The following is a 26,540-nucleotide window of genomic DNA, read 5'->3' as shown; positions in this document are numbered from 1 at the left end:
TAAAAGTGCGAATTTGAGCAGAAAGGAAAGAAAATATGATAACGCTTTAAATTTGTTCACAAAATGTTCACTTACGAAGAGGTTTCCATAATCGATATAATGACAAAGACTTAAACAGAAAGGATGATAGAAATTGCCAACAACAAGAAAGGAAAACCTCCAGTTTGGTATGATGATGTGCCTTGGGATGGTTATTGTAATGACGTTTTATAATTTATTGATGAACGGAACAGGGGGACAAATTCATATTAAGGAGATCGCATTAGAACTAATAATTGGCTTCATTATTGCACTATTAATTGAAATATGTATCGTTGGACCTTGTGCGAAAAAACTTGTCTTCGCGTTACCATTTGATAAATCGAAAAAAGTAAATGTTATTATTGCGATGGCGACAGCTATGGTTATTGGAATGGTTTTCTTCATGTCGTTTTATGGTATGGCTATGATGTATTTGCATAATGGGTTACATGGTGAATCATTCGTTTCAATGTATTTCTCGATTTTTATTAAAAACTTCATTATGGCGTATCCATTACAATTAATTATTATGGGGCCGCTTGTGCGTTTCTTATTTGGAAAGTTTGTTTTGAAGAATAAACCTGTTAATATAGCGTAGTTATAATTATTAAAATATTATATAAAGATAAAAAAATAAAAAACACACCTCAAATATTTTGAGTTGTGTTTTTTATTATTCATTTGTAGCTATTTTCATACTGATGTGACATTTGTCCTTTTGCCTTTATAGGATTATAGCTTTTAATTAAGTCAGAAATAGAAGATTAGGAGATGATTTTTTGAAAGGCGTTGTATTTGCTATTTTAGCTGGCGTATTTATTACACTCCAAGGTACATTTAATGCAAAACTTAGTTCACATATCGGTATATGGTCAACGAGTATTATAACGCATTTAATTGGAGTCCTTATTGCAACAACTGTATTTTTGTTAAAGAAAGAAGAGAAAGTAGTCGCTTTAAAGGATGTGAAAAAAATATATTTAGTAGCTGGTGCACTTGGTGGGTTAATTATTTGTGCAGAAACAATAGCAATACATTCAATGGGAGTTACATTAACAGCTGGAACACTCATGGTTGCTCAATTATTAACAGCAACTCTAATTGAAATGAAGGGATTATTTCAAATAAAAAAGATACAGATGGAGAGATATCATATTGTGGGAACAATAGTAATGATTATAGGTATTGTTGTATTTAATATGTAAATGAAAGGAGGAAATGAAAATGGAGAATAGATCAGATTTAATTATCCATTATTTGAAAACTAATAAAATGCTTGAAATTTTTTCAGAGATAGATACAGCTTATTTTCAAGTAAATCATTTTGATAAAGGTAAGTTTATATGCAATATAGATGACGCAATGGATCGTTTATACTTTGTTGTTAAAGGTAAAGTAAAAGTTTATACGATTACACCAGAGGGGAAGAAACTGATCCTTCGTTTTATCAACCCATTGGCGGTTGTTGGCGATATTGAATTAATACAAAATAGCAAAGCGCATAATGTCGTTGAAGCTTGTTCAGATGTTATAGCCATCTCTATTTCTCATGCTGTAATTAGAAATAAGTTATTACATGATCCTATATTTATGAACTTCTTGCTTGAAAACATTGCAAACACATTAAAAATATCGACTCGCTTTACAGCACTTAATTTACTTTATCCAGTAGAAGTACGTGTAGCTAGTTATTTACTTTCTATTTCTACTGATAGTAACGGGAATATGTATAAAAAAGATTTGGATGCAACTTCGATATCAAGTATTGCGGATTTTATCGGAGTAAGTTATCGGCACGTAATCCGGGTGTTACAAAAATTTTATAAAGAAAAATTAATTGAAAAGAGAAATGGAGTTATTGTAATTAAAGACTTTTTTAAAATGAAGGAAGTTGCTAAAGATAATATTTATGAGTAATGAAAGGGAGAGGAAGATTTTGATTGGATTTAGTTTAGCTATATTAGCAGGAATATTAATTAGCTTACAATCTGTTTTTAATACGAAAGTGAATGAAAATGTAGGGCAGTGGTTAACAACTACGTGTGTTCTTGGAATAGGTCTTATAAGTTCAGTGCTATTTTATATCATTACAGAGAAAAGTATAAGCGTTAATTTTTACACTACAAATTATTTGTTTTATGTAAGTGGGTTGTTTGGTATCGGATTAATTATTTGTATAATGGGTGCAATAAAGAGCTTAGGTCCAGCATATACGGTGCTCATTAGTCTCATAACGCAATTAGTAGTTGCGTTATGTATTGATGCATTTGGATTGTTTGGAATGGAGAGAATTCCATTACAAATAAATAAATTAGTTGGTATAGGTCTATTAATTATAGGGATAGGAATTTTTAAAAATCTTTTTTCGAATAAGAAATCTATTAAAATAACTGGGGGTGAGATTTAAAAAATATAAAGGAAAGGTGTTAATGATCTGATTAAATATTTATGCAGTAGAGAATGCCTTACTTATATGCCCTGTTTGTGAAAGTTTTATATCTATTCAATAAAAAAACATGAGTTAGCAATTAGCATAGTTGAAAAGAAGAGATCGATATGTCGAGGTCTTCTTTATTTATATTGTTTCGAGGTTATATGAACTTAAGTATAGGAGTATAAGAAGTTACTTTAGGCAAGAAGAATATGACCAAAAATAAAATATTACTAAACATACGTAACTAATGCATGCAATGTCTTTTTCAGTTATTATGTTGTAAATCATTTTATGATAAAATTTTTTACATAATGAAATAAAGGGGTAGTATTCTATGGGTTATTTTTCAAATGGTTTATTAGTTTTGTTTGTTCTTATCGTCTGTAGCTGTATGATTTTTGGTTGATAATATAATGATAGATTTATATAAAAGAAGTTAACTGATGTGAGGTTAACTTCTTTTTATTTTATGTTGAGAAGGAGTTATTTTGTTCTTATGGAAGTTTGTTAAAGGTCATTTCATATTTGGTTGATTTTATGAAATACAAACAAGAGAATAAGGAGTATTCACATGAATAATAGTATAAATTACACAATGGAACACCCGACAGATTTCAATGGATTATTAGTCTTATATGAATCTTTAGGATGGAATTTTCTTCAATTAACGGTTAACGAGTTAGAACAAATGTGTAAACAAAGTTGGTATGCAATTTATGCTTTTGATGATAAGAAGTTAGTAGGCATGGGGCGTGTTATATCCGATGGTGTAATAACAGGCGTTATTTGTGGTGTATGTGTATTGCAAAAATATCAGTCCATTGGCATTGGAAAAGAAATAGTGGAACGATTAATCCAGCACTGTGAACAAAACAAAGTTATTCCCCAACTTATGTGTGTGGAAAGATTGCAATCTTACTATGAATCTATAGGGTTTGAGGTATTCTCTATTGGGATGACAAAACATATTAAAAGATAGTCGCGCTTTATATTTTCAGTTTACTCGTACATATTTTTAAACTTCAGTATAAAGGAGAATTGCTGTATGGAGATTGCTAAAGGGGTAGAAATGTTACAACTTGAGTTTCAAGAATTTATCCCGCTTTAATGGGCAGTAAGACCCCCCTCAAAACTCAGCGAAAGCAAAGAATTTAGGTGGGGGATCAACTGCCCATAAAAGCCCGATTGGTTCAACTAATAATCAGTGGGGGATGAAGAAAACCCCACTGATTAAAGTTTCACTTTATTATTCACCCAATTCTTTTATGGGATGATGAAATGGCAGTGTTAATAGATACTGGTTTCCCTGGACAATTTGAAGATATACAAATAGAGATGGAGAAAGTTGGGGTATCTTTTGATAAGCTAAAAGTTGTGATTTTGACACATCAGGATTTAGATCATATAGGTAGCCTTCCTGATTTATTGGAGAATGGTGTAAGCGATATTAAAGTTTATGCGCACGAGCTAGATAAGCCATATATTGAGGGAGAGTTACCTTTATTGAAAGATGGAAATGTAGAGAATCCACCAAAAGGAAAAGTTAGTAATACGGTGATAGATGGGTAAGAACTTCCGTATTGCGGTGGGATACTAATTCTACATACCCCAGGACACACTCCAGGTCATATTAGTTTATATTTGAAACAAAGTAAAACCCTTATTGCAGGAGACCCGATGTATAGTGTGAATGGAAAGTTAGGAGGAATTTATGCCCCAACAACTTTAAATGTTAAGGAATCACAGCAGTCTTTAAAGAAGTATTCAAATCTAGATATTGAATCGGTAGTTTGTTACCATGGAGGATTAAGTAAGGAGAATATAAAGATTCAAATTCAAAATTTGTAAAAGTTGAAGAGGAATTTTTTGTTAAACTGTGCTGAAGTATAATCTAATTAATAGTTAATAAATAATAAAAGAGCATGTTTGAAAAAAAATCAAACATGCTCTTTTATTAAAGGTAATCTATTTAATATGAATGATCTAACCCGTTCCAATAAAAAGAAACGATTTCTTGGGCTAATTCATCTATATTTGTAAGAATAGGATTGTGATTTTCATCTTTAAAATTCCCAATTGATAATAAAGATACGAATGCATGAGCCGCAAACGTAGCGTTTCCTCTTGGGATTTCTCCAATTTGCATTGCATTATCAAGTGCTTTTTCTAATACTTCATACATGTTGTCTTCAGCATTTTTTAATTGTTTCAATTGTTCTTCAGATAATGATAGTTTTGCATCTTTCATAAAATTCTTCATATCAATATCCATCGTTGCGTGTAAGTAGACTTTAGCGAAGTCCAATAATCTTTCTTTTAAAGTCTTATTTGTAGAAAGGATTTGAGACATATTTTCGCGTATACGTACCATCATTTGAATCATAGTAGCGGTAAATAAATCTGCTTTTGTTGAATAGTAATAGTAGACGGTTGCTTTCGTAACACCACAAAATTTTGCAACTTCATCCATGGAAACGACTTGATAATTTTGAGTAAGAAATAGTCGAGTTGCAACTTCCAAAATGGTTTCTTTTGTAGATTTTGTATTTTTATTTTGACGAGGCCTTCCGAGAGGACGTTGTTTTTGTTCCAAATCCATTCGCTCCTGACATGTATTGTTGAGATAATTATAACACAAAGTTTTATTCATTCTTGATTAATTAACCAACCAGTATATATAATTAATGTTAGAGGAAAAAAGGAAGGTGGGTTTTTATGAAAAAGCACCCGTTACATATGTTAGGGAGGCTTGTAGCAGGGAAGCATACACAGTGGATAACTTTATCGATTTGGATTCTTATTACATTATTACTTTCATTTACATTGCCACAAGTAAACAGTACGAAAGAACCGAATCCGAAAAATTTACCTGAAACAGCTATGTCGCAGCAAGCGGAAGCACTTATGAAAAAAGAGTTTCCGAATAATGCAGGGAATCCTTTGTTAGTAGTATGGTACAGAGATGGTGGATTACAGTCACAGGATTATAAACTCATACAAGACGTTTATAAGGAATTAAAGGCCAGTCCTTTAAAGGAACAATCAACGTTACCGCCATTTGATACAATTCCAGAACAAGTATTATCAAAAAGTGCATCAAAAGATGGTACATCATTTGTTACACCGGTATTTTTTAACAAGGCAGCTGGAACAGATATATTAAAAGGAAATCTTGATGATTTAAAAAACATAGTGAATAGTAAAATCGATGAAGATCCATTCAAACGAAAACTAAGTGACGCTGGTTTACACGTTCGATTATCTGGACCTGTAGGTATTCAAACGGATGCAGTTAGCTTATTTAGTCAAGCAGATGTGAAATTATTAATTGCTACTGTATTACTCGTATTAGTTTTATTAATTTTACTGTACCGTTCACCGATTTTAGCAATTTTACCCTTACTTGTTGTCGGCTTTGCATACGGTATTATTAGTCCTACACTCGGTTTTTTAGCTGATCAAGGATGGATTAAAGTAGATGCTCAGGCAATATCAATTATGACAGTATTATTGTTTGGTGCTGGAACGGACTATTGTTTATTTTTAATTTCGAGATATAGAGAGTACTTGCTAGAGGAAGAAAGTAAATATAAGGCGCTGCAACTTGCAATTAAAGCTTCTGGTGGAGCAATTATAATGAGTGCGCTTACTGTTGTACTTGGATTAGGAACATTGTTACTTGCTCATTATGGTGCCTTTCATCGATTTGCAGTACCATTTAGTGTTGCTGTATTCATAATGGGAATTGCTGCTTTAACAATTTTACCAGCATTATTATTAATTTTCGGTAGAGCTGCATTCTTCCCGTTTATACCGAGAACAACTTCGATGAATGAGGAGTTTGCAAGAAAGAAAAAGAAAGTCGTAAAAGTTAAAAAATCAAAAGGTGCCTTTAGTAAAAAGCTTGGAGATGTTGTAGTACGAAGACCGTGGACAATAATTATGCTCACTGTATTTGTATTAGGTGGATTGGCTTCATTTGTACCACGTATTCAATACACATATGACTTATTAGAATCGTTTCCAAAAGATATGCCTTCCCGCGAAGGGTTTACGTTAATTAGTGATCATTTCTCAGCTGGTGAATTAGCGCCAGTAAAAGTTGTTGTTGATACGAAAGGAAAAGAGCTTCCTATTAAAGAAGAACTAGAGAGATTTTCTTTTGTAAATACAGTAAAAGACCCAAAAGAGGGTAAAGAAAATAAGCAAATACAAATGTATGAGGTTTCTTTAGCTGAAAATCCATACTCAATTGAAGCGTTAGATCAAATCCCTAAATTGAAAAGTAGTGTAGAAAAAGTATTAAAAGATGCTGGGATTAGTAATGCAGAAGATCAACTATGGATTGGCGGAGAAACAGCATCATTATATGATACAAAGCAAATTACGGAACGTGATGAAGCAGTTATCATTCCAGTAATGATTAGTATTATAGCTTTATTATTACTTGTTTACTTACGATCAATTGTCGCGATGATTTATTTAATTGTAACTGTTGTATTATCGTTCTTTTCGGCACTAGGAGCAGGGTGGCTATTACTTCATTATGGTATGGGAGCGCCGGCCATTCAAGGTGCGATACCGTTGTATGCATTCGTATTTCTGGTTGCTTTAGGTGAAGATTATAATATCTTTATGGTTTCAGAAATATGGAAAAACAGAAAGACACAAAATCACTTGGATGCTATAAAAAATGGCGTTATACAAACAGGTAGTGTCATTACATCCGCAGGTTTAATTTTAGCAGGAACTTTTGCAGTGTTAGGTACACTTCCAATTCAAGTTCTTGTTCAATTTGGTATTGTAACTGCAATTGGTGTACTACTAGATACATTTATTGTTAGACCATTACTTGTACCAGCAATTACAGTTGTTCTAGGTCGCTTTGCTTTTTGGCCAGGAAAGCTTTCAAGAAAGAGTGAAGAAGTACAAAAATTGGATGCATAGTTAAGAAAGCCAAGGATATTTTCCTTGGCCTTCTTCTATGTATTTTATTAATTTTTTGAAGTCAAATCATCAGTTACAGCATGATCAGCATCTTCAATAGAAGTTTCTGGCATTCCATATAAGCCGTTCATTGCTTGTTCTTCTACATTAAGGTTTACAGTATTATTATTTTGAATAGGTGTATTGTTTGCGATAGCATTATCTTTTTTATTTACATTTTTGTCATTCATGTTTGAATCCTCCAAACGTCAGTTGATTTATTAATAGTATGTGGTTGGATTTCAATAAATATGTGAATGAATTTTTGTAGATGTTATATAATTAAATAAAAACTTTAACTATTAGGAGTGAACAGGTTTGGTGAAAACAAGAAAGTTAGCCTTCTAAAATAAAAAAATTTTTAGGAGGCTATTACAATGAAGTTTTATATAATTGACAGAGAAAATTGGAATAGAGAGCAGTATTTTGAACATTATTTAAAATTGAAATGTACGTTTAGTATGACTGTGAATGTTGATATTACGAGGTTATTAAAGGAATTACATCAAAAAGGAATAAAATTTTATCCCGTTTTTATATATTTAATTTCTAGAGTAATAAATAATCATAAAGAATTTCGAACATGTTTTAACGATGAAGGAGTTTTAGGATATTGGGAGGAAATGATACCAAGTTATACAATCTTTCATAAAGATGATAAGTCTTTTTCAAGTATATGGACGGATTATTCTAGTGATTTTCACATTTTCTATAAAAACTATGAAGAGGATATGAGGTTGTATACTAATGTTCATGGTCTCTTCACGAAAGAAAACATTCCTCCCAATGTTTTTCCGATTTCTAGCATACCTTGGGCTAGTTTTACTGGATTTAATCTAAATATTAATAATGATGGTGATTTTCTATTACCGATTATAACTTGTGGGAAATATTTTAACGAAGAGAATAAGGTTATGCTACCAGTTTCATTGCAAGTACATCATTCGGTTTGTGATGGGTATCATGCGAGTCGATTCCTAGAGGATTTACAGCAACTAATTAGTAATTGTAACAAATGGCTTAAGTAATTTTTATTTTTTAATGAGAATAAGTTTTGATATTTAATAGATAAAGTAGAAAATAAAAAGAAGAGCATCTGTATATTTTACAGATGTTCTTCTTTTTATACATGTATACTATTTTTTTAGTGGAAAATATAGGTATATTCGTAGTTTAATAGAAGAGAGATGATTAGTTTGAAGTTTCTCTATTTTTAAATAAATATAAAAGTTGAATAATTTATCGGTTTTAATAGGAGGGGGAAGTAGAATGGAATTTTTACATATTGAAAATGATGAGGTTTTAATCAATAATATGGCACAGTTATATTGTAAAGTATTTGAGAAAACAAATTTTACTGAAATGATTGAGCGAATTAATAGACATATAGAATATACAGGTTTTAAAGGTATAGTAGCAATGAATGAGGAAAATGAAGTTGTTGGTTTTACTTATGGTTATCGTTCATTAGATGGACAGTACTATAATCAATTAATGAGAAAATCATTAAATTGTGGACAAGTAGAGCAGTGGTTAGAAGATTGTTTTGAATTTGTAGAGTTAGCAGTTCACCCGCAATATCGAAATGAAGGACTTGGAACAACATTACATAATAAATTATTAGAAGGTATTTCAAATAGAACGAGTGTTTTAACAACACAAATAAACAATAAAAAGGCACGTTCTTTATATGAAAGATTAGATTGGGTTGATGTATTAGAGCCATTTCATCCAAGTAAAAATGATGTTCCATATGTAATAATGGGAAAAAATTTAAAAATGAAAGTAAATGGATAACTATTTCGTTCACAAAAGTTAATGGTTTGTAACAATGAAGGGGAAAACAAAAATGACAATAATATCTATAGAAAAAGCTACAATTTTAGATGCTGAAAAGTTAACAGAAATAATGACAAAAACATTTGATGAAGAAGCAAAACGATGGCTATGCGGTCAAGGTAATGGTATTGACTATAACATCCAACCACCTGGCTATTCTTCAGTAGAAATGATGAAATATTCGATTGAAGAGCTGGATTGTTACAAAGTGATAATGGATGAAAAAATAATCGGGGGAATTATAGTTACAATCTCCGGTAAGTCATACGGTCGAATTGATCGTATTTTTGTAGATCCTGTTTATCAAGGAAAAGGAATTGGATCACATGTTATTAAATTAATAGAAGAGGAATATCCAAGCATAAGGATTTGGGATCTCGAAACATCTAGTAGACAACTTAATAATCATCATTTTTATAAAAAAATGGGCTATGAAATAACTTTTAAATCTGAAGATGAGTATTGTTATGTAAAAAGAATAACTGTAGAGTCAGCTGAAGAGAACCTAATAAAAAATAAAGATATGAAAAATAGCCAATACGAAAACTGTAATCTTGCAAATACAGAGTATTATCAAGTGAATTTAAAAAACGGTTCTTTTGTTGGTAGCAATATGATGAATATGAAGATGAGTAATTGTAATGTGAGTCAATCAAATTTTAGAAATATAAATTTTAGAAATTCTTCATATGCAGATTTAAATCTTTCTGGTAGTAAATTTGATTTTGTGACTTTAGGTGGAGTTCAATTTAAAGATACAAGTCTCGGAGAAGATAAAGATCCTATTTCATTTAATAGATGTGATTTAGAAGGTAGTACGATTAGTAATAGTAATCTGAAAAATATTGAAATAGAAAATTGTGATATATCCGGTATGAAAATAAATGGTATTCCAGTTGAAAATCTACTTGAGTTATATAATAAAGTAAAAAGTTAACCTGTAATTTGGTGTAGATAAGGTGTTCGTAAATCAGATGATACACTGAAATAATTGTGTAAAAATAACATAAAGAAACATAGAAGAGAAGGGATTTCACCTAGAGGTCTAGAATGGAAAGAAAACTGTACTGTAATGAATATGGAGGGAAGAAATTATGGGGATCAAAGTAAGAGCGGTAGAAATTCAAGATGCTAGAGCAATTCATCGTATATGCGTACAAGGTGATGTATTACCTTATATGGTTTTCTTACCTAGTATGCGTGTAGATGCGATGGAAAATAGAATTCGTAATTTAGCGCCAAATCAATTTGAATTTGTTGCAGAGTATGATGGAGAAGTTGTTGGATTTGTTGGATTAACCCAAAGCCCAGGACGTAGATCTCATTCGGGGGATTTGTTTATGGGGGTAGATAGTGAATATCATAATAAAGGCATTGGGAAAGCACTTCTTACAAAAATGCTTGATTTAGCTGATAATTGGTTAATGTTAGAGCGAGTAGAGCTTGGTGTTTTAGAAACGAATCCGAAAGCGAAATCGCTATATGAAAAATTTGGATTTGTAGAAGAGGGAATAAAAGTAGGGAATTTGAAGGCTCACGGAAAGTTTATTAATGAAATTATGATGAGTCGTTTTAGACCTGATGGTTTAATTGTACATAATGAATAGTGAAAAGCATGACAAATTAATGTCATGCTTTTTTATTTGTTAGTTGTGATTTGGTAGTTTTGGTTGTAATAAGAATAATGCTAAGCCAATAAAAATAACTGTAATGCCTAGTCCTTGTTGTAAAGAAATAGTCTCATTTAATATAAAGTACGCTAGTATACAAGTTCCAATCGTTTCTCCTAAAATGCTCATAGAGATAACTGTAGCACTCATCCATTTTAATAACCAATTAAATATTGTTTGACCTAAAATCGTAGCAATGAAAGCTAAGCCAATAAAGCACAACCAAGTTTGTGTAGAGTAATGGATGAAAGATTCTTGCTGCATGTAGGCAAATATACCGAGAAAACAGGCACTACTTCCATAACTAATTACCGAATACGGTATAAGTGATAAATATTTACGAACATGTTGGCTAATGAAAAAATAAGCGGTAATAATTCCGGCCGCAATAAATGCTAAAATATCTCCGTATAATGCTTCTCCGCTAATTTGGAAGTCTTGCCATCCGATGACGATACTTCCTGAAATAGCGATGAGGCAACCAATAACCGCTCCTTTCGTAAATCTCTCTTTAAATAGAAAGTAACCACCAATCATTGAAAATAAAGGTTGTAACGTTACGATAACTGTAGAACTCGCTACAGAAGTATATTGTAATGATTCAAACCATAGTACATAATGTGCAGCTAAAAATAGCCCGGATATGAATCCGAATCCCCATTGTCTTCTTGTTACTGTTTTTAGCTCGTTTCGATTATTTTTATTAAATAGTAATAACGGTAATAGAATCAGTGCAGCAAAAAATAAACGGTAAAAAGCAATGATAGCCGCAGGAGCATCTGCCAATTTTACGAAAATTGCTGAAGTGGATAGGGCGAATACGCCGAAAAATAAGATGCAATATGAAAGAATAGGTGATTTCACAGTTTGTCCCTCCGATAGATTGTTTATTATAATGAACTAAATACGATATAATGTACAAAGGTAAGTATATAAGTCCTTAAGGCGATAGGAAAGGATTATTTGCCTTTGTTTACTATGTCAGCACAAAGACAACGAAACATGCAATATAATGAACGAAAGGAAGGTTTTACTATGATACATGATAGACTCGGACAAACTGTATTAAGTTATCGTAAGAAAAATAATATGACAATTCGTGAATTTGCTGATTATGCAGGAATTAGTACTTCACTAATTAGTCAAATTGAACGAGGATATGCGAATCCTTCTTTAAGTGTATTGGAATTAATTGCGAAAGCATTAAATGTACCGCTATTTACACTTTTTATTAATGAGATTGATACAGATTCACTCATTTCTAAGAAAAAAGATCGAAAAAAAGTGTATCGGGAGAACAATGATCACATTGTATATGATGTATTAACACCGGATTTTATGAAAGCACGAATTGAAATGTTAATAATGGATTTAAATAAACAAGCAAACACAACGGAAAGTCACTATTCACATGAAGATAAAGAAGAGATTGCTGTTGTTATGAAAGGAGAAGTGTATGTGGAGTTAGAAGGAAAAGAATATTTTTTAGAAGAAGGTGATGTTGTACGTATTCCGCCAAATGTGAAACATCGCTTTTTGAATAAAAGTGATGAATCCAATCATATTTTATTTGTATTGACACCATCTTTAGGATGAGTATTAAGTGATTTTTATTACGGGGAAAAATAGATGGAAAATAAAACTGTTTTAAGAGATGGTCTTTCAATTATTTCTCAGTGTAAAAAACAAACAAATGATATTTGGCATGCGCATTTCGGAGAAGCTGCAATTGCTAGTTATTTTTTATGAAAGATAACAATATGGAAGAAGAGATCACTCATTGTATGTATTCCCAAACAAAAATGATGTTGAACAATCAAAACTTAGATGAAATCATCGATAGTAAAGAAGAAATTGATTTTCAAAGTGCTGAAAAACTGATTATAAAATCAATGGAGCATACAATTGATGAACTTCATTGGGTGGGGCATAATGTCATTTATGCTGCATTAAACTTATTAGCTATGAAAGAGTTACAAAAATGGGGGAATAATCAAGCAATTGAAGGGATTACTAACCTTATATTATCGTTTCGAAAAACAATTAAGTATAAACGATGAGGTAGAAAGTGAATTCAAAAATCCGAAACAATTATCTAAGTTTATTTTAAAGGAGATCTCGCAATTTAATATTATTTATAGAGCGGAAGCGCATCATGATTTAATTGGTCATTTGCTTACTTTTTCTCATGCAATTAATATTATGTATGATTTAGGGCATAGAGATATATTCCAACGAGGGATACGTCCACTGTTAAAACTAGTATACGTGTTACGTGCTAGTCAATATCTTATGCCGAATACTGAAATTAACTTGCACTCACCTATAGATCGTTTACCTTTAATCGAATCAAAACGTGCTCATGTATTACCAACAGAAAATCAATTTTGGCTAAAAGACTATAGTGTGTTTGATTGGGATTTCGGGCATGTTTTTAAATTCTCATATAGTTATTTTGATCATATAAAGAGAGCCCCAGAATATAAAGATATTACATTAGAGAAATTCCGATTTGTTATTAATACGTAATGAAGTCTAATGATCTGTATAAAGGGTTAAATTTTAAATTTTTTGTTAATAGTATATTATTTTTATATTTGTAAGATTTTATATGCTTATTTTACTTTTACTAATTATGTAAATAGGCTATACTAAAATACATATATTTTAGTATTGGAGAGAGAAGTAAAACGACATGGAATTAGTAAAATTGGAAAAAGCTATTGAAATAAAGAAAGAAGAACTTTTATATTTAGTATCAGATTACGGAATTCAACATGAAAAAGTATTGGCATTAAGTCAAGAAATAGACAAATTGATTAATTACTTTATGTTTTTAAAATAAAAAGAACTATGGCATGATTTGAAAATGTTATAGTTCTTTTTTATTTGGAAATTCAGATATATATTCTATATACTGGTAATAGGTAGAATATTCTGTTTTGTAGGAGAGGGATATATGATATTACATACGCACATTTCAGGCGAAGGGGAACCAATTATGCTTTTACACTCTGGTGGTATGACGGGTTTAGTAGAGTATGAAGAGCAGGTAGCATTTTTTCAAGAAAAAAACTATCAAGTAATTCGTCCTGATTTAAGAGGACATGGAAGATCAGGGGGGACATTGGAGAATTATTTCCTACGTTCTGTAAAGGATCTACATGATACGTTAGTACATTTACAAATTGATAGATGTCATATAGTTGGTGTTTCCCTAGGAGGATTAGTCGCTTTATTATTTGCAAAAAAGTATCCAGATAAAGTGAGAACATTAACTTTTTCAGGTATCTTTCCGGTTAAGAAAGAGAATTGGGAAGAGTCCCAGCAGTATGAAGCGAAGTGCCATCAGGAATTGATGGAAAATGAAGAAGTTGTAACTTATATGAATCAAATTCATGAAAAAAGTGATTGGAAAGCGTTGCTTGAATCGTGGCAAGTTAAAGATTGGTACCCATTCGATGAAACTGGTGATGTAGCTAATCTTCAAGTACCTACACTTTGTATTGCAGGGGGAGATTCGGAAGATGAAGTTACAGCTGCTACAACGTTTAAACAATTAAACGACAATATACATATTGCTGTTATTCCGTTTGCTGGTCATTTAGTGCACAATGATCAACCGGAAATATATTCGAATATATTGTCTAATTTCTTACAGAATGCACAAGCTGCTAGTCGAATATAAGGACTTTTGGGTATAATAATAAAGGAATTATTAATTGTATCGGTTAGGAGCGCAGCACATATGAAAACAGTTGTTGTTATCGGTGGAGGTATAACGGGACTTTCTACTATGTTTTATTTAGAAAAATTAAAAAAGGATAATAATATCGATTTAAATTTAATCCTTGTAGAAAAAGAAGAGTACTTAGGTGGTAAAATCCATAGTGTAGAAGAAAAGGATTTTATTATGGAATCAGGAGCGGATTCTATCGTTGCTCGTAATGAACATGTTATGCCGCTTGTAAAAGATTTGAATTTAGAAGAAAAAATGGTATATAACGAAACGGGTATTTCTTACATATATTCTGATAATACTTTACACCCAATTCCATCTGACACTATATTTGGGATACCGATGAGTGTGGAATCGTTGTTTAGCAGTACGCTAGTATCAACGAAAGGGAAAATTGTTGCTTTAAAAGATTTTATAACGAAAAATAAAGAGTTTACAAAAGATACTTCGCTTGCTGTATTTTTAGAAAGCTTTTTAGGGAAAGAGTTAGTGGAAAAACAAATTGCTCCGGTGCTTTCAGGAGTATATTCCGGTAAATTAAATGAGCTTACTATGGCATCGACATTACCGTATTTACTGGATTATAAAAATAAATATGGAAGTATTATTAAAGGTTTTGAAGAGAATAAAAAACAGTTTCAATCAGCAGGAAACAAAAAGTTCGTATCATTTAAAGGTGGACTATCTACGATTATTGAACGTTTAGAAGAAATGCTGACTGAGACAGTCGTTAAGAAAGGTGCTGTAACGACTGCTGTAAGGAAACAAGGTGATCGCTATGAAATCTCCTTTGCAAATCATGAATCAATCCAAGCTGATTATGTTGTTTTAGCAGCTCCGCATGATATCGCACAAACTTTATTACAGTCTAATGAGTTAAACGAGCAGTTTCATACATTTAAAAACGCATCTCTTATAAGTATTTACTTAGGATTTGATATACTTGATGAACAATTACCGGCGGACGGCACAGGATTTATCGTAACGGAAAACAGTGATTTACATTGTGATGCGTGTACATGGACAAGCCGGAAGTGGAAGCATACATCGGGAAAACAAAAGCTATTAGTAAGAATGTTTTATAAGAGTACAAATCCAGTGTATGAAACGATTAAAAATTATAGTGAAGAAGAATTAATACAAGTCGCTTTATATGATATTGAAAAGAGTCTCGGAATTAAAGGCGAACCAGAAGTAGTTGAAGTTACAAATTGGAAAGATTTAATGCCGAAATATCATTTAGAACATAATCAAGCGGTTCAAACATTACAAGAAAAAATGACGGATCTTTATCCTAATGTATATTTAGCTGGTGCTTCATATTACGGTGTCGGAATTGGTGCGTGTATTGGAAATGGAAAGAACATTGCAAATGAAATAATTGCAACATTAAATGAACCGTCAAAATAGAATACATATATAAATAAAACGTCCCTCCAGTATATTGGAGGGACGTTTTATTTATTTCACTTGAATTGAGATTTTTTTATTAGTTGTATTATTCTCAGTAATCGTTAATGTTATGTTCCCGGATTCTTTAAATGAATAGGATGAGAGTTGATAAAGCTCTTTTATGCCATGTTTCTCTTTTAATTTATTGGCTGGAAGTGATGTTATGTTCGGTTTCCATGATTCTTGCTTACCTGAAGGATAGTTAACTATTATTTCTGGATTATTTAATTGCATTGGTTCCCAAGAGGCAAAATGTAGTTCAACTTCTGTATCTTTCTTTAGTAATACTTCTGAGAAATATCCAAGCTCTCCGACATTACCGAAAACAGTAAAGTTTTGATTTTGTAATGTGATATCTAAATGTTTAGGTTGATATGTTGCTGCGTGATAGATTCCATATGAAAGAGAAAGAGTGGCGGCGATTAAAATACCGATTGAAAATGTTTTAAAGCTATTGCCTTTAAAATTAGTCATCATGAATGAATTTGGGGCGAACTTTTTTGCAAATAAAAATATGAGTAATATGAGTAAGAGGGATAAGCCGATGAATATATACATAGAAAACTCACACCTCCATAATAAAACAAGATATTGACTATATTTTACCATAAATGTATGGGGGAGGGTGTTGTTTTAGAAGGGAAAAGTGAGCACGGAATCGAATTTATAAGACGTATTATTAAGGACGGGGTGATGGAGATGAAAATGAAAATAATACAATTAATTATAAAACTAGAGCATAAAGAGGTGATCATAGTATTTTGATCACCTCTTTATTTTTTCTAATCATGCAAAAGCAAGAAGGGTTATTTTTAGTTCGTATTGAATTAAGAGGATAAGCTTCTCTAGAAATATTTGATAAATGGGACATTGAGGACTTTCCTAATTATAAATACTTTTTCTGCTATAATGAATGAGTAGAAAGAAAGGAGTGATCCTGTGGCGTTTCCTATATTAGAAACAGAACGTTTGCGTTTAGTTGAAATAGAACAATCTTATTGTCAAAAAATATATGAAATCTTTTCATTGGATGAAGTAACGTGTTATTACGGTATGAATTCTTTTACGGAGTTTGGACAAGCTTCACGTATGATTGAATCTTTTTCAAAAAATTACTTTGAGAAAAAGGCAATACGATGGGGGATTGTATTAAAAGAAACAAATACTTTAGTGGGTACAATTGGATTAAATAATTTACAACTATGGAGTAAACGATCTGAAATTGGATATGACTTACATCCTCGTTATTGGGGGAACGGTTATGCGTCAGAAGCGGCTCGAGAAATTATTCATTATGGATTTCGAGATTTAGGCTTATTTAGAATTGGAGCTATTACATACCCTGAAAATGTTACTTCTTGTAAAATGTTATCTAAAATAGGCTTTCATAAGGAAGGGTTATTACGTGGCTATATTCATCAAGGAAATAAGCAACATGATGCACTATTGTATTCTATAGTTCGAACGGATGTAGAGGATATAAATTTATAATAAAAACCCCCTCTTATAAAAGAGGGGGTAAGTAAAAATTAACCTATTTTAGGTAATAAACGTTCTCCGCTTTTCATGCTACTTTTACATAAAGGGCATTTAGGCTCTTCTTCAAATGAAAAATTCTTTCTCATCCATCCTAAACAATCCTCTGATTCACATTCCCAGACAGGGGTTTGTTCTGGTGGTACTTCAGCTACATCGTTCTTTCGATTGCGATACATATAACCACTCCTTTTATGTAAAAAATTTTAGTTATATATTAAAAAGGTTGTTAACCGAGCTGGTAACAACCTTTTTATTGTTTGAATTATAGCTTTACAACGTTTTTAGCTTGAGGTCCACGGTTACCGTCTTCAACTTCGAAGCTAACTTCTTGACCTTCGTCAAGAGACTTGAAGCCGTCGCCAGTGATAGCTGAGAAGTGAACGAATACGTCGTTACCGTCTGCAACTTCGATGAAACCGAAACCTTTTTCGCTGTTAAACCATTTTACTTTACCTGTTAATGTCATGGTAATGCCTCCTAAAATTTAAAAAGATTACAATATGATCGGCCTTATTTGAATGAAAAATAAAAGTTCACATATTATCAAACACCCATAAGGAGTACAAAATAATCCTGATTGATACTTGATAATATGCAAAGGAAATATGGTGTTAAATTGACCTTAATTACTATCTTACAACAAATGGTGGGAAATAGCAAGTGCTGGTAATACCAGTGAATAATCTTGGTGATAATAGTAAAACGCACAAAGTCATCTCTTTTATTTATATATTATTCCAAATTTAGGTTTATGCTAAACGGAGAGCATTTTTATTGAAAGTTTGCATTAGAGAAACAATATATAGTATTAATATATTTGTTAAGGAGGCGAGAATATTGCAATTTACTCAATTTAAAATAATTGAAGCAGCCAAAGAAGGAAGAAGAAAAATTCATCCAGTATTCGCTGTTATACTTGCAATTGTATTTTTAACTTTAGGTGAATTGTTCATGTTACTTATGTTGTTTTTACCGAAAGCAGAAACACTTTTAATGAAGGCAATTTATAGTGACATTGAGATGATATTGACGTTTGGCGGAGCTGTATTTTTTGTTTTTTTATGGGTTAGATTTGTAGAGAAAAGATCAATTTCATCCATTGGGTTTTGGAGAAATCAGTGGATAAGAAAATATTTGAGAGGTGCATTATTAGGGTTTGTTTTCATTTCAATACCAGTAATGATACTTTTATTAACAGGAATTGTACAACTACAAATGCAACAAATTACGCCAACCGCTATAATTGGAATTGTGGGATCTTTAGTTGCTTTTTTAATACAAGGTGCAACAGAAGAAATTGTTGTTCGAGGTTGGTTATTTCCGGTCCTTTCTGTTAGAAGTCGTATATGGATTGGGATTGTTGTGACTTCTTTTTTATTTGGTTTTCTTCATTTACTAAATCCAGGTATTACAATTCTTTCAATATCGAATATAATATTAGTTGGTGTATTTGCAGCTTTTTACGTTTTGAAAGATAGTAGTCTTTGGGGGATATGCGCATGGCATTCCATTTGGAATTGGGCACAATATAACGTATTCGGATTTGCAGTAAGTGGAATGGCAATGTATTCTACACCAATTTTTAAACCTGTAACAAAAGGATCGGAAGTCCTTCATGGGGGCTCGTTCGGTATTGAGGGGAGTATCATTACAACAATCATGCTTTCTATCGCTTCCATTGTTTTCTGGAGACAGTTATGGGGGAAAAATGCGAAGCAAAGAGATTTAAGTTAATGAAAGTGGGAGAAACTATGGGGATTATAGCGTTTGAGGGAGCAAGTGCGGTTGGTAAGAGTAGCACGTGTCGTGAATTAGAAAAAAATTATGGTGCGTACATTATACCTGAAGTGAATGTTTTATTTGAAAGACCAAAAAACGAACATAGAACATGGTATTTTGAAAAACAAGTAGAGCGCTGGAAAATAGCAGTGCAGAAATCAGAGCAATATGAATTAGTAATACTTGATGGCGACATTTATCAACCACTTAGTTATAATTGGTGTTTCCATTTTGATATATTTAATCAGCCGTTATCTTTAATAGAAAACTTTTATAAAGAAAAGCTGATACATAGGGAAATTGGTTTTCCCGATCAATATTTTTATTTATATACGAATGATGAAGAACTGAGAAAACGGAAAGAATCTGACGAGACAAAAAGAAGAAGAAACTTTGAAAAACATTTACATATATCAAAATCGTTTCAACGTTATTATGAAAATTTAAATGCTGTTACAGACGGATATTGCAAAATGATTGATGCGAAAAGTGTAAAATCGAATGAATTAGAAATTGTGAAAAGTTTAAATAGTTTAAATGTGTGTGAAGAGAGACGTTTTGATGTTTCGAGGTTAGATGCGATTACGAAGTGGTTAAAAGAACATCGTGCATAAAAACAACGAGTGCCTTATAAGGTACTCGTTGTTTTTTTATGTATTATATATTGATTTTAAAATTTGTAAGTTTGCTTTTTCATTTTTCTTAATAGCATTTGCATATTTAGCTAGAAAGAGCTGAGAAGGATAAACCGGTAGTTCACCACAAATATCGATACCATAAACATTTTTATTCCTAATAAGAGAATGTAAACATTTTAATAGTGTAGAAAGTTTCATATGTCCTTGATCCCAATTTGTAATAGTTACTTTTGAATCTAAAACATCTTTATCAATGCTTACATATATAGTATCTGTATGAATATGCGAAAGTATCGTATGTGTAGATACTTCATAAGTTGTATCTATCGGGAATACTTCTACGCATGAATAATCATTAGAATGAATGGTTAAAGAAGAAGGTCCGATAATAATTACTTTCTTTAATTTTGGGTTATTTTGAAGTGCGAACGATACCCATGACCCGCAAGAAATAAGAGTATGTTCATTTTCTTCTTTTAAGTTCATGTCAGTGTGATGATCAAATAAAATAAGGCTAAATGGTTCATCTATTTCTTTTAGTAGCAAATAAGATACATAATGATAATTTCCAGAACCGATAAAGGTGATTCCACTTTGCTTTCTACGATATAACTCCCGTTTTATACGCTTTAAAGAAGGAATCTCGCAATACAGGTTTGTGTGCTCTAAATGACTAAAATCAATATCTTCATGTGAATAAGAATGAAGTTTATTTTGTAATAAATATGTATCGTCAAAGTTTAAAAAAGTTAAACCGCTATACAATAAACTCATATTTATTCATCTCCTTAATATGTAGACTAGCATATATTTTTATAAAATTAAAACGAAATGCTTAGAGATGGATCTGCATTTGAAAAAGATGGATATTTTGACAGAATAATCTTTCAATTGACAAAGAAAAGAAATATAATATAAGGAAATATATATGTGGTTCAAGAAATAGAAAATATGAATGGGATATGTGGGAGGAAACAAGCAAGATGAAAACATTTTTTAAAATAATAGGTATTTTAGCTGGTATGGCGGTAATCGGCGTAGGTGTAACATATGGTATGCTGTATTATCTAAATAATAGTAAACCAGCTGCGAAAAAGGCATCACCAGCTGCTCCGGCAGCAGAAGTACTAGCTGATAGTAATGTAAAAGCTGAAGATGCAAAGCTTTTAGAAAATGGCAATCATTCATTACCAAATAGCGGTTTTAATAAAAATTTTAAATGGACAGATGAGAACATACAGACAGCATTACATGAAATGGCACATCAAAAAACGAAAGCTGATCAAAAGTGGGGCTATATTTTTATCACACAAGAACGAATTGAAAGTTTACTTGATATTGTAAAGAGTAATGATCTAGTACAAGGAAATACATATGCAGATATTTTAGAGAGATGGAAACAAGGGAAATATGAAAAGATGGACGCAGATCACAATAAGATTTGGAAATTACAAAGCGGGAATTTAGGCGAAGGAAAAGGAGTAATGTCAGAAGCGGAACAAAAAGAGTTAATTAATCAATTGTTTATGCAAAAAGGTACATATTCAGGTAGTAAATTAATTGCAGATGGGGGACAGACTAATAAATAAGATAATATTGGAAGAGAGTAAGTGCTTATTAGGCAGTTACTCTTTTTTTGTGCACATATTAGTCTCGCTCTAGTAAGGAAAGAAACGATTGTAAAACGGGTGAAATCCATCTAGATTTATGATAGATTACATGGCTTTGAATAACTGTTGAAGTTTCGATAGGCTGAAAACAGAGTTGTTCTTTTTGACAACTTTCTTGTACAACAATGTAAGGAAGAATTGAAATTCCTAACTCACACATCACAGATTGTTTAATGACTTCAACGTTGGAAGTTTCAAATGTTTTAGCTGGAATATTTCCGCTTTGACGTAAAAACCGATCTACCATCGGTCTATAGCCGCAGCTTTGTTCTGTAAAGATAAATTGAGTATCATTTAGTAAACAAAATGGATTAGAGTGTGTAGAGTGATGGGGAGTTAAAATCCATCCAAATGCTTCATTACAAAAAGTACGCGTAATAAAATCATTATGTTCCATACTTTCTCCAATTATGAAAATAACATCTGTTTCTCCTTCACGTAGCTTATTCATTGCTTGTTCGTTTGTAGTTGTTTCCAGTATGATATTTACTTTCGGATTCTCCTGTTTGTACATACGTAATAATTGTGGTAATCGGTACACTGCTAATGATTCGTTAGATGTAATCGTTAAAGTTCCCTCTAAATCATCACTATTTTGAGGGATTTCTTGCGCTTTTTCATAAATAGCTAGTAATTCTAGAGCATAAGGATGAAATTGATGACCTGCTTTTGTAAGAAGTACTTTTTTCCCTAATCGATCGAATAGAGGGAGACGTAAATCGTTTTCTAATGCTTTCATATGCGCTGTTACAGTAGATTGCGCATAACCTAACGCATGAGCAGCTTTAGAAAAACTACCATACTTAACGATGGCACAAAATGTTTTAACATGTCTCATTTCCATAAGCTATCCCTCTTTTATTATCATGATTTGTGAATGATTATATCACGTATTTCAATTTTCCAAATGATTAAATTCTTTATAAAATGAAATTATAGAAATATTCATTTAAATTATATTGGAGGAGAAATGATGATCAAAAAGGGCTATCATGTAGCTGTAGTTGGTGCTACAGGTGCAGTAGGACAGAAAATTATTGAACTGTTAGAAAAAGAAACTAAATTTAATATAGTTGAAGTTACATTGCTTTCGTCAAAACGATCCGCTGGCAAGTTAGTGCAATTTAAAGGACGAGAGATAATGATACAAGAGGCAAAAGCAACTAGCTTTGAAGGTGTAGATATTGCCTTTTTTAGTGCTGGAGGAGAAGTGTCTAGACAATTTGTTAATCACGCAGTCACTAGTGGTGCCATCGTAATTGATAACACAAGTGAATACCGAATGGCGCACGATGTACCACTCGTTGTTCCAGAAGTAAATGCGCACACTTTAAAGGAGCATAACGGTATCATAGCAGTTCCGAATTGTTCAGCATTACAGATGGTAACAGCTCTTCAGCCAATACGAAAAGTATTCGGATTGGAACGAATTATTGTTTCCACATACCAAGCTGTGTCAGGTTCAGGAATTCATGCGATTCATGAATTAAAAGAACAGGCAAAGTCAATGCTTGAAGGTGAAGAGGTTAAGAGTACTATACTGCCAGCGAAAAAAGATAAAAAACACTATCCGATTGCGTTTAATGTATTGCCTCAAGTAGATATATTTACAGATAATGATTTTACATTTGAAGAAGTAAAAATGATTCAAGAAACGAAGAAAATTTTGGAGGACCAAAACTTGAAAATGGCAGCTACTTGTGTGCGTGTTCCGGTCGTATCCGGGCACTCAGAATCGGTTTATATAGAACTTGAAAAAGAAGCAACTGTTACAGAAATAAGAGAAGTGTTGCTGGATGCACCAGGTGTTGTACTGCAAGATAATCCTAGTGAACAGCTGTACCCAATGCCATTATATGCAGAAGGGAAAATAGATACATTTGTCGGGAGAATTAGAAAAGACCCTGATACACCAAAAGGATTCCATCTTTGGATTGTTTCCGATAATTTATTAAAAGGGGCCGCTTGGAACTCGGTTCAAATTGCAGAAACGTTGGTGGAAGAGGGGATAATATAGTATAGGTAAATTCGGAAACTGTTAATGATTACAGTTTCCGAATTTTTATTTTATAATTGTTTTCTTTATTCCAGCCAAATTTGATTTGAAAGACAGTAAAAAACATCAAGAATGAATAAAATTCATTTGGTATGATATGGATAAATTAGGTGTAAGGGGGGATTTAGATGTACCAAGTAAAGGGGTACTTTTCATCATTAAAAGGAAGTCATTATGATATTGGAAAGCAACAAGGAGAGTTTGTGAAAAATCATCCGTATCTCATTCCACAATTTATACAGCAAGAACATTTAGTATCAGATAATTATTGGACAGAATCTAGAAATATATTAAATCAATATTGTCCAGGAATTAATGAAGAAATTGAAGGGTTTTGTGAAGTGTTGAAAATTCCTGCTAGAAATCTGATGTATTATTATCAAACACTATTAAAAGCAGGATGTAGTCATTGTGTCGTATTACCTAAAAAGACAGATTCAAAGCACACATATGTATTAAGAAATTATGATTTGTCACCCAAAATAGATGATATGCGTTTTTGCTCAACACATGTTGAAGGTGCATATGTACATAGTGGCTTTTCTACTTTTTATTTCGGTCGAACAGAAGGAGTTAACGAGCATGGGTTATCTGTTACATTTTCAGCATGTGGTCAACCAGTAGGAAATATTGAAGGCTTACGAAAGCCAGTGTTAAGTGGTTTACAATGCTTTGCGGTAATTCGAGTATTATTGGAGAAATGTAAAAATGTGCAGGAGGCGATATCACTAGTTGATGAAATGCCAATTGCAAGTAATATTAATCTAATTGTAGCAGATCCTTTAGACGCAGCGCGTATTGAAATATTTGACGGATATAAATCAATAACCACAATTGATGAGGAAAGCCATGATTTTATCGTATCAACAAATCATGCGATTAGTTTATCTGTTCAAAAATTGAATAATAGAAGATTAGAACAATCCACAAACAGATATCACATATTGTATGAATATTTAAATCAAAATGAACTAGTGAGCATGGATTCTTTAAAAGAATTAGTAGAAAGAGAGTATCCTACTGGGCTGACAGTACATAATTATGAAGAATGGTTTGGAACTTTGCATTCTGTCTTATTTGATTTGCATAATCGTATAATGAATATTTGCTTCGGATCTCCACTATTCAACGACTGGTACTCATTGAAAGTTGGAGGAAGTCTTTCATTTTCTCAGGTAAATGTGAAATTTAATAATAAAACGTATACTGACTTTTGGAGAGAAGAATGCTATTAATTGATTCAAGAAGAATAAATGAGATAAAATGGTAATAGTAAGGTGTATGTACGGGAGGGATTGCCATTGCTAAAAGTAATGTTACCGATTGTTCTTATCTTATTTGTTGCCGTTTCAATGTATATTACTTATGAAAAAAGAAAAAAAGCAGGGGTAAAAGGATTGAAGAGTGCGTTAACTTCAATTTGTTTCTTTACACTAGCAATCTTAAATTTGCTTGCATATTGGTTTAACTTTGGCGGTATTTTTATTTGGTTAATTTCAATTGTTTTATTACTAGTCGGGGCATATTTTACGAAATATATTCCAATATCTAAAAAGGTACATTGAAATTTATTTGAGTTTAAAAGTTATGTTGTATTTTGTTTTGAAAAGAGATTATCCTACTAGAGCGTTGTGAAACGGTTTTATAGGATAATCTCTTTTGTTCGTTTAGCTTTGTAAAGAACGTACTGTTCTTTTTAGTTGTTCAATAAATTCTCGAGTTGCAGCACACATATATTTATCTTTTCTATAAATAAGCCCAATTTCTATTGTTGGGGTAGGATTTTCTATTTTAATTGCTTGAATGTTTTTATTTTGTAAAAAGTCTATATACGGTTTTGGTAACACTGTAATTCCCATTCCTTTTGAAACCATTTGGATTAAAGATTCCATCGTACTAATTTCTAAAATTGGTTTTGGTTTAAAGTTAAATTTTTGACAATGAGATGTAATTAGTTCGGTTAAAAAGAAATTTTGAGGTAAAAGAATTAAAGGGTAGTTCTGTAATTCAGCAATAGATACATGATTACGTTCAGCTAATTGATGATCGGTTGGTACGACTAATGTAAGTTTACTTTTGTATAGAGGGATAGAAATAATCTCCTTATCTTGCACCGGGAGAAATGTAATGCCAATATCTAGTTCGTTTTGTAATAATTTTTCACGAATATCTCCTGTACGAAGCCCTAATACAGAAAGCTCTATATTGGGATATGAATGATTAAAATTTAATATAGCTGGTGGTAGTAAATAATTTACGACGGTTAACAAAGAGCCTATTGTTAAGGAACCTTGCTGTAATCCGTTTAGATCTTGAATTGCAGAACGAGCTTGTTCGACTTCATGAAAAATGGTTTTACTATGTAATAATAAAATCCTTCCTGCATCAGTTAAAGATATTTTTTTACCAATGCGATCAAAAAGTGGCATTCCTACTTCATGTTCTAATGCACGTATTTGCTGACTTAGAGAAGGTTGTGAAATATTTAGTTTCTCAGCTGCTTTTGTGAAATGCAATTCTTTTGAAACAGCTAAAAAATATTCAAGTTGTCTTAATTCGATTGGAATCACCTCAAGTTTAATGATAGGTTATACCTATCATTATTATATAAATAATTGGATTGAACAATGATTTTGTTGAGCTTATAATCACTTTATTAGAGAGGGATTGAAAAGTTTTTGAAGTAAGGATAGATAAGTATCGGAGCAGGGATATTT

30 protein-coding genes and 2 pseudogenes are annotated in these 26,540 nt (G+C 32.0%); 23 read left to right on the top strand and 9 right to left on the bottom strand.

Annotated features, from left to right (window positions below):
* Window positions 1-133 precede the first annotated feature (133 nt).
* The 6 genes and pseudogenes from AC1Q8N_RS04515 (at window position 134) to AC1Q8N_RS04490 (ending at window position 4,303) form a co-directional block, all read left to right on the top strand.
* A complete protein-coding gene (locus AC1Q8N_RS04515; RefSeq protein ID WP_048546722.1) occupies window positions 134-619 on the top strand; it encodes a DUF2798 domain-containing protein in 486 nt (161 codons plus the stop codon).
* 181 nt (window positions 620-800) lie between these two features.
* Window positions 801-1,226 (top strand): DMT family transporter, encoded by a 426-nt coding sequence (locus AC1Q8N_RS04510; RefSeq protein WP_000679406.1) that lies wholly within the window; start codon window positions 801-803, stop codon window positions 1,224-1,226.
* Between the two features lie 19 nt (window positions 1,227-1,245).
* Complete coding sequence (locus AC1Q8N_RS04505; RefSeq protein ID WP_141503388.1) at window positions 1,246-1,938, top strand: Crp/Fnr family transcriptional regulator; 693 nt, start codon at window positions 1,246-1,248, stop codon at window positions 1,936-1,938.
* Between the two features lie 19 nt (window positions 1,939-1,957).
* Window positions 1,958-2,428 carry a DMT family transporter gene (locus AC1Q8N_RS04500; RefSeq protein WP_098076247.1) on the top strand — a complete coding sequence of 157 codons (471 nt, stop codon included), beginning with the start codon at window positions 1,958-1,960 and terminating at the stop codon, window positions 2,426-2,428.
* 598 nt (window positions 2,429-3,026) lie between these two features.
* The gene (locus tag AC1Q8N_RS04495; protein ID WP_098076245.1) at window positions 3,027-3,434 is read left to right on the top strand and encodes a GNAT family N-acetyltransferase; all 408 of its coding nucleotides are present in this window, start codon (window positions 3,027-3,029) and stop codon (window positions 3,432-3,434) included.
* A 266-nt stretch (window positions 3,435-3,700) separates the two neighbouring features.
* Window positions 3,701-4,303, top strand: a pseudogene (locus AC1Q8N_RS04490) (MBL fold metallo-hydrolase).
* Window positions 4,304-4,424: 121 nt separating this feature from the next.
* Here AC1Q8N_RS04490 and AC1Q8N_RS04485 read toward each other — a convergent pair.
* Window positions 4,425-5,048 (bottom strand): TetR/AcrR family transcriptional regulator, encoded by a 624-nt coding sequence (locus AC1Q8N_RS04485; RefSeq protein ID WP_048546752.1) that lies wholly within the window; start codon window positions 5,046-5,048, stop codon window positions 4,425-4,427.
* A gap of 122 nt (window positions 5,049-5,170) precedes the next feature.
* Between AC1Q8N_RS04485 and AC1Q8N_RS04480 the strand changes: the two genes are divergently transcribed.
* Window positions 5,171-7,402, top strand: a complete 2,232-nt coding sequence (locus AC1Q8N_RS04480; RefSeq protein ID WP_048546754.1) for an MMPL family transporter — start codon at window positions 5,171-5,173, stop codon at window positions 7,400-7,402.
* A gap of 47 nt (window positions 7,403-7,449) precedes the next feature.
* On the opposite strand, the gene AC1Q8N_RS04475 is transcribed toward AC1Q8N_RS04480, so the two are convergent.
* Window positions 7,450-7,632, bottom strand: coding sequence for a DUF4021 domain-containing protein (locus tag AC1Q8N_RS04475; protein ID WP_048546755.1), 183 nt, complete (start codon window positions 7,630-7,632; stop codon window positions 7,450-7,452).
* 186 nt (window positions 7,633-7,818) lie between these two features.
* Here AC1Q8N_RS04475 and catA point away from each other — a divergent pair, with 186 nt between their 5' ends.
* The 4 genes from catA (at window position 7,819) to AC1Q8N_RS04455 (ending at window position 10,887) form a co-directional block, all read left to right on the top strand.
* Window positions 7,819-8,469, top strand: coding sequence for a type A chloramphenicol O-acetyltransferase (catA, locus tag AC1Q8N_RS04470; RefSeq protein ID WP_098068852.1), 651 nt, complete (start codon window positions 7,819-7,821; stop codon window positions 8,467-8,469).
* Window positions 8,470-8,710: 241 nt separating this feature from the next.
* Window positions 8,711-9,238: a GNAT family N-acetyltransferase gene (locus AC1Q8N_RS04465; protein WP_098068853.1), complete on the top strand. Its 528-nt coding sequence runs from the start codon at window positions 8,711-8,713 to the stop codon at window positions 9,236-9,238.
* Window positions 9,239-9,290: 52 nt separating this feature from the next.
* The gene (locus tag AC1Q8N_RS04460; RefSeq protein WP_048546758.1) at window positions 9,291-10,217 is read left to right on the top strand and encodes a GNAT family N-acetyltransferase; all 927 of its coding nucleotides are present in this window, start codon (window positions 9,291-9,293) and stop codon (window positions 10,215-10,217) included.
* A gap of 157 nt (window positions 10,218-10,374) precedes the next feature.
* Window positions 10,375-10,887, top strand: coding sequence for a GNAT family N-acetyltransferase (locus AC1Q8N_RS04455; RefSeq protein ID WP_048546760.1), 513 nt, complete (start codon window positions 10,375-10,377; stop codon window positions 10,885-10,887).
* 39 nt (window positions 10,888-10,926) lie between these two features.
* Here AC1Q8N_RS04455 and AC1Q8N_RS04450 read toward each other — a convergent pair whose 3' ends face one another.
* Window positions 10,927-11,814, bottom strand: a complete 888-nt coding sequence (locus AC1Q8N_RS04450) for a DMT family transporter (RefSeq protein ID WP_098076241.1) — start codon at window positions 11,812-11,814, stop codon at window positions 10,927-10,929.
* Between the two features lie 171 nt (window positions 11,815-11,985).
* Between AC1Q8N_RS04450 and AC1Q8N_RS04445 the strand changes: the two genes are divergently transcribed.
* From AC1Q8N_RS04445 to AC1Q8N_RS04425, 5 genes and pseudogenes are all read left to right on the top strand, one after another.
* Window positions 11,986-12,546, top strand: coding sequence for a helix-turn-helix domain-containing protein (locus tag AC1Q8N_RS04445; RefSeq protein ID WP_000581036.1), 561 nt, complete (start codon window positions 11,986-11,988; stop codon window positions 12,544-12,546).
* 33 nt (window positions 12,547-12,579) lie between these two features.
* A pseudogene (locus AC1Q8N_RS04440) lies at window positions 12,580-13,479 on the top strand (hypothetical protein).
* Window positions 13,480-13,645: 166 nt separating this feature from the next.
* Window positions 13,646-13,795, top strand: a complete 150-nt coding sequence (locus AC1Q8N_RS04435; protein ID WP_000424360.1) for an aspartyl-phosphate phosphatase Spo0E family protein — start codon at window positions 13,646-13,648, stop codon at window positions 13,793-13,795.
* 114 nt (window positions 13,796-13,909) lie between these two features.
* A complete protein-coding gene (locus AC1Q8N_RS04430; RefSeq protein ID WP_048546764.1) occupies window positions 13,910-14,638 on the top strand; it encodes an alpha/beta fold hydrolase in 729 nt (242 codons plus the stop codon).
* A gap of 60 nt (window positions 14,639-14,698) precedes the next feature.
* Entirely contained in the window at window positions 14,699-16,099 is a 1,401-nt protein-coding gene (locus AC1Q8N_RS04425) for a protoporphyrinogen oxidase (protein WP_048546765.1), read from the top strand.
* A 51-nt stretch (window positions 16,100-16,150) separates the two neighbouring features.
* Here the strand turns inward: AC1Q8N_RS04425 and AC1Q8N_RS04420 are convergent, their stop codons facing one another.
* Window positions 16,151-16,699, bottom strand: a complete 549-nt coding sequence (locus AC1Q8N_RS04420; protein WP_048546767.1) for a hypothetical protein — start codon at window positions 16,697-16,699, stop codon at window positions 16,151-16,153.
* Between the two features lie 381 nt (window positions 16,700-17,080).
* Between AC1Q8N_RS04420 and AC1Q8N_RS04415 the strand changes: the two genes are divergently transcribed.
* Window positions 17,081-17,632, top strand: a complete 552-nt coding sequence (locus tag AC1Q8N_RS04415) for a GNAT family N-acetyltransferase (protein WP_046954301.1) — start codon at window positions 17,081-17,083, stop codon at window positions 17,630-17,632.
* A gap of 38 nt (window positions 17,633-17,670) precedes the next feature.
* Here AC1Q8N_RS04415 and AC1Q8N_RS04410 read toward each other — a convergent pair whose 3' ends face one another.
* Window positions 17,671-17,856, bottom strand: coding sequence for a cold-shock protein (locus AC1Q8N_RS04410; RefSeq protein ID WP_000286202.1), 186 nt, complete (start codon window positions 17,854-17,856; stop codon window positions 17,671-17,673).
* Between the two features lie 86 nt (window positions 17,857-17,942).
* Window positions 17,943-18,146 carry a cold-shock protein CspD gene (gene cspD, locus AC1Q8N_RS04405; RefSeq protein WP_000176365.1) on the bottom strand — a complete coding sequence of 68 codons (204 nt, stop codon included), beginning with the start codon at window positions 18,144-18,146 and terminating at the stop codon, window positions 17,943-17,945.
* Window positions 18,147-18,517: 371 nt separating this feature from the next.
* On the opposite strand from cspD, the gene AC1Q8N_RS04400 reads away from it, so the two are divergent.
* Window positions 18,518-19,414 (top strand): CPBP family intramembrane glutamic endopeptidase, encoded by an 897-nt coding sequence (locus AC1Q8N_RS04400; protein WP_048546770.1) that lies wholly within the window; start codon window positions 18,518-18,520, stop codon window positions 19,412-19,414.
* A 17-nt stretch (window positions 19,415-19,431) separates the two neighbouring features.
* A complete protein-coding gene (locus AC1Q8N_RS04395) occupies window positions 19,432-20,073 on the top strand; it encodes a nucleoside/nucleotide kinase family protein (RefSeq protein ID WP_098076398.1) in 642 nt (213 codons plus the stop codon).
* A 36-nt stretch (window positions 20,074-20,109) separates the two neighbouring features.
* On the opposite strand, the gene AC1Q8N_RS04390 is transcribed toward AC1Q8N_RS04395, so the two are convergent.
* The gene (locus AC1Q8N_RS04390) at window positions 20,110-20,871 is read right to left on the bottom strand and encodes an arginase family protein (protein WP_098076239.1); all 762 of its coding nucleotides are present in this window, start codon (window positions 20,869-20,871) and stop codon (window positions 20,110-20,112) included.
* A 188-nt stretch (window positions 20,872-21,059) separates the two neighbouring features.
* Here AC1Q8N_RS04390 and AC1Q8N_RS04385 point away from each other — a divergent pair, with 188 nt between their 5' ends.
* The gene (locus AC1Q8N_RS04385; protein ID WP_116300182.1) at window positions 21,060-21,686 is read left to right on the top strand and encodes a PRK06770 family protein; all 627 of its coding nucleotides are present in this window, start codon (window positions 21,060-21,062) and stop codon (window positions 21,684-21,686) included.
* Window positions 21,687-21,744: 58 nt separating this feature from the next.
* Here the strand turns inward: AC1Q8N_RS04385 and AC1Q8N_RS04380 are convergent, their stop codons facing one another.
* On the bottom strand, window positions 21,745-22,611 hold the full coding sequence (locus tag AC1Q8N_RS04380; RefSeq protein WP_048546776.1) for a LysR family transcriptional regulator: 867 nt from the start codon (window positions 22,609-22,611) through the stop codon (window positions 21,745-21,747).
* Between the two features lie 129 nt (window positions 22,612-22,740).
* On the opposite strand from AC1Q8N_RS04380, the gene AC1Q8N_RS04375 reads away from it, so the two are divergent.
* The 3 genes from AC1Q8N_RS04375 (at window position 22,741) to AC1Q8N_RS04365 (ending at window position 25,388) form a co-directional block, all read left to right on the top strand.
* On the top strand, window positions 22,741-23,784 hold the full coding sequence (locus AC1Q8N_RS04375; protein ID WP_098132885.1) for an aspartate-semialdehyde dehydrogenase: 1,044 nt from the start codon (window positions 22,741-22,743) through the stop codon (window positions 23,782-23,784).
* A gap of 167 nt (window positions 23,785-23,951) precedes the next feature.
* Complete coding sequence (locus AC1Q8N_RS04370) at window positions 23,952-25,058, top strand: C45 family autoproteolytic acyltransferase/hydrolase (RefSeq protein WP_431096099.1); 1,107 nt, start codon at window positions 23,952-23,954, stop codon at window positions 25,056-25,058.
* A gap of 66 nt (window positions 25,059-25,124) precedes the next feature.
* Window positions 25,125-25,388, top strand: coding sequence for a hypothetical protein (locus tag AC1Q8N_RS04365; protein WP_116867800.1), 264 nt, complete (start codon window positions 25,125-25,127; stop codon window positions 25,386-25,388).
* Between the two features lie 102 nt (window positions 25,389-25,490).
* Here AC1Q8N_RS04365 and AC1Q8N_RS04360 read toward each other — a convergent pair whose 3' ends face one another.
* Window positions 25,491-26,393: a LysR family transcriptional regulator gene (locus AC1Q8N_RS04360; protein ID WP_431096097.1), complete on the bottom strand. Its 903-nt coding sequence runs from the start codon at window positions 26,391-26,393 to the stop codon at window positions 25,491-25,493.
* Window positions 26,394-26,540 lie beyond the last annotated feature (147 nt).

The organism is Bacillus sp. GW823-FHT06B01 (assembly GCF_058952315.1).
Note: the sequence above shows the minus strand (reverse complement) of the source record. Positions and strands in the feature narration are given on the sequence as shown.

Bases quoted from the DNA above. Each gene is read 5' to 3' on its own strand.
- AC1Q8N_RS04505 (WP_141503388.1), top strand. From the start codon at position 1,246: ATGGAGAATAGATCAGATTTAATTATCCATTATTTGAAAACTAATAAA.
- AC1Q8N_RS04495 (WP_098076245.1), top strand. From the start codon at position 3,027: ATGAATAATAGTATAAATTACACAATGGAACACCCGACAGATTTCAAT.
- AC1Q8N_RS04480 (WP_048546754.1), top strand. From the start codon at position 5,171: ATGAAAAAGCACCCGTTACATATGTTAGGGAGGCTTGTAGCAGGGAAG.
- AC1Q8N_RS04475 (WP_048546755.1), bottom strand. From the start codon at position 7,632: ATGAATGACAAAAATGTAAATAAAAAAGATAATGCTATCGCAAACAAT.
- catA (WP_098068852.1), top strand. From the start codon at position 7,819: ATGAAGTTTTATATAATTGACAGAGAAAATTGGAATAGAGAGCAGTAT.
- AC1Q8N_RS04465 (WP_098068853.1), top strand. From the start codon at position 8,711: ATGGAATTTTTACATATTGAAAATGATGAGGTTTTAATCAATAATATG.
- AC1Q8N_RS04460 (WP_048546758.1), top strand. From the start codon at position 9,291: ATGACAATAATATCTATAGAAAAAGCTACAATTTTAGATGCTGAAAAG.
- AC1Q8N_RS04455 (WP_048546760.1), top strand. From the start codon at position 10,375: ATGGGGATCAAAGTAAGAGCGGTAGAAATTCAAGATGCTAGAGCAATT.
- AC1Q8N_RS04445 (WP_000581036.1), top strand. From the start codon at position 11,986: ATGATACATGATAGACTCGGACAAACTGTATTAAGTTATCGTAAGAAA.
- AC1Q8N_RS04435 (WP_000424360.1), top strand. From the start codon at position 13,646: ATGGAATTAGTAAAATTGGAAAAAGCTATTGAAATAAAGAAAGAAGAA.
- AC1Q8N_RS04430 (WP_048546764.1), top strand. From the start codon at position 13,910: ATGATATTACATACGCACATTTCAGGCGAAGGGGAACCAATTATGCTT.
- AC1Q8N_RS04425 (WP_048546765.1), top strand. From the start codon at position 14,699: ATGAAAACAGTTGTTGTTATCGGTGGAGGTATAACGGGACTTTCTACT.
- AC1Q8N_RS04420 (WP_048546767.1), bottom strand. From the start codon at position 16,699: ATGTATATATTCATCGGCTTATCCCTCTTACTCATATTACTCATATTT.
- AC1Q8N_RS04410 (WP_000286202.1), bottom strand. From the start codon at position 17,856: ATGTATCGCAATCGAAAGAACGATGTAGCTGAAGTACCACCAGAACAA.
- cspD (WP_000176365.1), bottom strand. From the start codon at position 18,146: ATGACATTAACAGGTAAAGTAAAATGGTTTAACAGCGAAAAAGGTTTC.
- AC1Q8N_RS04395 (WP_098076398.1), top strand. From the start codon at position 19,432: ATGGGGATTATAGCGTTTGAGGGAGCAAGTGCGGTTGGTAAGAGTAGC.
- AC1Q8N_RS04390 (WP_098076239.1), bottom strand. From the start codon at position 20,871: ATGAGTTTATTGTATAGCGGTTTAACTTTTTTAAACTTTGACGATACA.
- AC1Q8N_RS04385 (WP_116300182.1), top strand. From the start codon at position 21,060: ATGTGGGAGGAAACAAGCAAGATGAAAACATTTTTTAAAATAATAGGT.
- AC1Q8N_RS04380 (WP_048546776.1), bottom strand. From the start codon at position 22,611: ATGGAAATGAGACATGTTAAAACATTTTGTGCCATCGTTAAGTATGGT.
- AC1Q8N_RS04375 (WP_098132885.1), top strand. From the start codon at position 22,741: ATGATCAAAAAGGGCTATCATGTAGCTGTAGTTGGTGCTACAGGTGCA.
- AC1Q8N_RS04370 (WP_431096099.1), top strand. From the start codon at position 23,952: ATGTACCAAGTAAAGGGGTACTTTTCATCATTAAAAGGAAGTCATTAT.